General features: G+C 32.0%; 2 protein-coding genes. Both read left to right on the top strand.

Annotation, left to right across the window (positions count from 1 at the left end; genetic code table 11):
* Nucleotides 1-111: 111 nt before the first annotated feature.
* Nucleotides 112-1,017, top strand: a complete 906-nt coding sequence (locus AB8M93_RS18580) for a nucleotidyltransferase domain-containing protein (protein WP_373060459.1) — start codon at nucleotides 112-114, stop codon at nucleotides 1,015-1,017.
* Nucleotides 1,004-1,939 (top strand): anti-phage phospholipase, encoded by a 936-nt coding sequence (locus AB8M93_RS18575; RefSeq protein WP_373060457.1) that lies wholly within the window; start codon nucleotides 1,004-1,006, stop codon nucleotides 1,937-1,939. The genes AB8M93_RS18580 and AB8M93_RS18575 overlap by 14 nt, the downstream gene beginning before the upstream one ends.
* Nucleotides 1,940-2,675 lie beyond the last annotated feature (736 nt).

Raw genomic sequence — 2,675 nt, 5'->3', positions numbered from 1 at the left:
TAGAAACCAGGAAAAAAAATGGTTAATCCGACAAATCCTCGTCCCTACTCCCGCAACTTGCGATAACCGGAACCGTTAGCAACAATTTTAAAAAAAATTCTAAATTTGAACATGGCAATACCTGAAGCACAATTACAAACTTGGTCAAATCAAGGAGCTACCATAACTTCAACCAGTACTTATAATTCTATTAAAGCTTGTATTGATAATAATAATTGGAATGAAGAAGTGAGGTTCAATATTTATTTACAAGGTTCATATAGAAACTTTACAAATATTCGTGGCGATAGTGATGTAGATGTAGTTGTTGAATTTAGTTCTGTTTTTTATTCAAATAAATATGAATTACCGAGCGAACAATTAAATGAATTCAATCAATATTACTCAGATGGAAAATTTTCTCTAGCTTCTTTTAAAGCTGCCGTTATTGAAAGATTAAAAGATTATTACGGAGAAAACTATGTTAAAGTAGGGAATAACTCAATTAAGGTTCTTGCAAATTCCGGCAGGTTGGAATGCGATGTTATATGTTGCGGGGAATATAGAGAATACAATAGTTTTAGTAAAACAAACACTTCTGACTATTCAAAAGGTATAGTTTTCTGGACAAATGAAACAAATGAGAAAGTTGTAAATTTTCCAAAACTACACTTCGAAAATGGCGCTTCAAAAAATATAAATTGTAATTCAAATTATAAGCCCTCAATTAGAATTATTAAGAATATTAAATCAAGGCTTGTAAGTGCTGGAATAATTGACAGTTCATTAGCACCATCTTATTTTATTGAAGGATTACTATTTAATATACCAAACAGTAATTTTCTAAATACAACGCATCGAGCAAGAGTTCTTGCGATTTTGAATACTTTTTATAATTATGACGACTCCGAATTACAAATGTTAATTTGCCAAAATAAACAGAGGTATTTATTTGGTCAATCTAATCAACAATGGGATATAGAAGATTGCAAACAATTAAGATATCAATTAATTAAATATTGGAATGACTACACATGAGAGAAGTGAATTAAACATCTTAGTTTTAGATGGAGGTGGGTCTAAAGGAGTTTATACAATAGGTGTATTAAAAGAACTTGAATTAAGATTAGGAAGTCCACTATGTGATCATTTTGGTTTAATATTTGGCACAAGTACAGGATCAATAATTGCGGCTTTGATTGCAATTGGCTATAATATGGCGAAAATAGAAGAGCTTTATTTAACGCTAATACCCAAAATAATGTCACGAACTTCTAAAGCAGGTAGAAGTAATGCTTTAAAAAAAGAGGCTATTGAAATTTTTGGCTCCCAAAAATTCGATTCATTTAAAACAAATATTGGAATTGTTGCTTTGAACTTTGAAACTCAAATGCCTTTAGTTTTCAAAACAGACATTCAACAAGCTCACGGAATGAAGCAGTCCTTTAAACCCGGTTTTGGGTGCACAATTGCGACAGCAATAAGATGTTCAAGTGCTGCATATCCATTTTTTGAAAAGATGAAAATTAAAACAGATAACCACGGAGAAATTGAAGTTGTTGACGGAGGCTTTATTGCTAATAACTCCACTTTATATTCAATGATTGATGCATATAAGGCACTTAAATATAAAGAATCGGATATTAATTTACTGAATATTGGAGTAGGTCATTATATCGAAAAAACTTCTGGATTAAAGCATAAAGTTTTAAGGATGTTCGGAATTTATAACTTCATTGAAAAAGTCCTTACGGCAAACACAAATAGTAATACAATTATCTCTAAACTATTGTTTCCGGATTTAAAAATGTTGAGAATTAGCGAATCTTTTCCAGAACCAAAACACGGAACAAATATGCTTGAATCTGATTTAAAAAAGTTAGAAAAGATGATTCAATTAGGCAGATCATCTTATGCTAAATATGAGAAGGATTTGGAGAACTTATTGAATTTGAAATAAAAACTGTTGCTAACAGCGATTCATCTCAAATTACGGGTATTCTAGAAAAAGCTTAATTTTAGAAACCAAGATAGAAAACGGTTAAGCCGACAAGTCCGCGTCCTTCCTCCCGCAACTTGCGATAATCGCAGCCGTTGTACACAAAAAATTTTTCAGGTTTTGAGTTTTAATAATGAGATTACGTGCTTACTCAGACGCTGGATTAAGAAGAAAATTTTCGCCAAAAAAGATTAATATCACGGCAAATCATTCCGGATAAAAAATTATCTGATTCTGAAAATCACCACGCAGATTATCACTCGGATTTAAAATTGATTTTGCTATTTATCTATTTCGGATAAAATTTTCAGTGTACAACATCGGTTAACAGCAAATAACGGGTGGTATGCTAAAAATTGTTATTTTAGAGACCAATTAAAAATAAACTAAGCCGACAAGTTCGTGTCCCTACTCCCGTGACTTGCGTTAACCGTAACCGTTGGGCACAAGAATTTCTTTAAAATTTTCGTTTTTTCAACTTGAGATTATGCGCTAACTCATGCTCAAAAATTATAAAAAAGCTCCTAGTATTTAATAAAAAATAAAAGCAAAACCTAGAAACGGACTCGCAAAAAAATTCTCTCAAAACTTCCCCATAGCGCAAGCGGAAAATTACTTTGCGCTGACTCATACTCAGCTGAAAAAAGAACGCCGATATTTAAACTTTTTGGGTATCAATTCCAGTGCCCAACATCGG

Origin of the sequence: Autumnicola aciditolerans, from assembly GCF_041679265.1 — a bacterium.
Taxonomy (GTDB): Bacteria; Bacteroidota; Bacteroidia; order Flavobacteriales; family Flavobacteriaceae; genus Autumnicola.
This window is presented reverse-complemented; position numbering and strand designations above follow the sequence as displayed.

What these genes read in the sequence shown, in the direction of transcription:
- AB8M93_RS18580 (WP_373060459.1), top strand. Translation starts at nt 112, where the DNA reads ATGGCAATACCTGAAGCACAATTACAAACTTGGTCAAATCAAGGAGCT.
- AB8M93_RS18575 (WP_373060457.1), top strand. Translation starts at nt 1,004, where the DNA reads ATGACTACACATGAGAGAAGTGAATTAAACATCTTAGTTTTAGATGGA.